This window comes from Bradyrhizobium sp. UFLA05-125, from assembly GCF_059803515.1.
The window spans coordinates 1-1690 of sequence record NZ_JBANBJ010000169.1; the positions used below are offsets into that span (position 1 = coordinate 1).

The 1690-nt window shown below is 61.8% G+C and carries 1 protein-coding gene and 1 pseudogene; both read left to right on the top strand.

Features of this window, described 5'->3' with window-relative positions; translation table 11 throughout:
- Nucleotides 1–699 (top strand): annotated as a pseudogene (locus SO156_RS45755) (Mu transposase domain-containing protein); the annotation flags it as partial.
- A 9-nt stretch (nucleotides 700–708) separates the two neighbouring features.
- Complete coding sequence (istB, locus tag SO156_RS45760) at nucleotides 709–1449, top strand: IS21-like element helper ATPase IstB (protein WP_498539453.1); 741 nt, start codon at nucleotides 709–711, stop codon at nucleotides 1447–1449.
- Nucleotides 1450–1690: the final 241 nt, after the last annotated feature.

The following is a 1690-nucleotide window of genomic DNA, read 5'->3' on the forward strand; positions in this document are numbered from 1 at the left end:
GTCGAACTCAACCGTGCGATCGCCGAGTGGCTGGCCAAGCTCAATGACGGACGGGTGCTGCGTCAGTATGGCCGCACACGGCGCCAGCTGTTCGAGGAAATTGATGCGCCAAATCTTAAACCGCTTCCCGGCGAGCCGTGGATCCATGCCGAATGGCGCTGATGCCGGATCGGGCTCGACTATCACGTCGAGGTCGAACGACACTACTACTCGGTGCCTTATCGCTTCGCCCGTCGGGAGGTAGAAGCGCGGATCAGCGCGCGAACAGTTGAAATCTTCCTGGGGGGCGAGCGTATCGCCGCGCATATGCGCGGCAGTGGCAACGGGCGGCACACGACGACCAGCGCCCACATGCCCTCCAGCCACCGGCGCTATGGCGAGTGGACGCCGGCAAAGATCCGCAGCGAGGCAAGCCGGATTGGCCCGATGCTGCGTCTGCTGGTCGACCGGATCATCGAGGATCGGCCACATCCCGAACAGGGCTATCGTTCTTGCCTGGGTATCATCCGGCTTGAAAAGCGCTTTGGCGCCGAGCGCCTCGAGGCGGCCGCGCTGCGCGCGATCGAGATCCAGGCTCGCAACTACCCAAGCGTCAAATCGATCCTCGAGAAGGGCCTCGATCGCGTCCCAACGCCTGCGTCCCCCGAGCGCGAGCCGATCATACACACCAACATCCGAGGTTCGGATTATTACCACTAAGGGAAGAAAATGCTGACACACCCCACACTCCACTTGCTTACGCGGCTCGGCCTTACCGGCATGGCCGAGGCCTTCACGAGCCTCACCGACAACGAGGAGGTCCAGGGTCTTAACCACGCCGAATGGCTGGCGTTGCTGCTGGACCATGAGGCGACTTGGCGCAACAACCGGCGCCTGGCGCTTCGTCTTCGCAAGGCAAAGCTGCGTCATCATGCCGTGCCCGAGGATATCGACTACCGCGCTCCCCGTGGGCTCGACCGCCGCTTGTTCGACATGCTGCTCAAGGGAGACTGGATCAAGAACCATGAGAATTGCGCCATTGTCGGGCCAACTGGCGTCGGGAAAAGCTGGCTTGGCTGTGCGCTCGGCCACAAGGCCTGCCGCGACAACCAATCTGTACTTTACACCCGGCTGCCGCGGTTGATCGAAGAGCTGGACCTTGCCCGGGGCGATGGCCGACTCGCCTCGCGGATGAAGAGCATCGCCGCCGTCGACCTCCTCATTTTGGACGATTGGGGCCTCCAGGCCATCGACGCCAATGCCCGTCATTATCTGCTCGAAATCCTCGAAGACCGCTACGGCCGACGGTCAACACTCGTCACCAGCCAACTTCCAATTGCCAAATGGCACGAGCTCATAAATGACCCAACTTACGCTGATGCCATACTTGATCGCCTGCTTCACAACGCTCACAGGCTCGAACTGAACGGCGAATCCATGCGTCGCCCGCCTGCTCTTCCTCGGCCTTGATCACATCGTCGGCCGATGAAGACCGAGATTGCAGCCCGCGAAGCTGACCGGCCCGCTACGGCACTGTTGGGGGTGCGCGTCCGGTCAGCTTCACTCCGTCGGGGCGACCACGCCCGCTTGACCACCGGCTAACGATAGGCCAATTACCCCTAACGATCGGGTGCTTCACCTGCGCGCGATCAGATCAGAACGCTGCGCGGCATCAGATTGGAATAACTGCGCGCGATCATTGGAATCCGCA

Excerpts from the sequence above, each read along its gene's own strand:
- istB (WP_498539453.1), top strand. The coding sequence starts at position 709 with ATGCTGACACACCCCACACTCCACTTGCTTACGCGGCTCGGCCTTACC.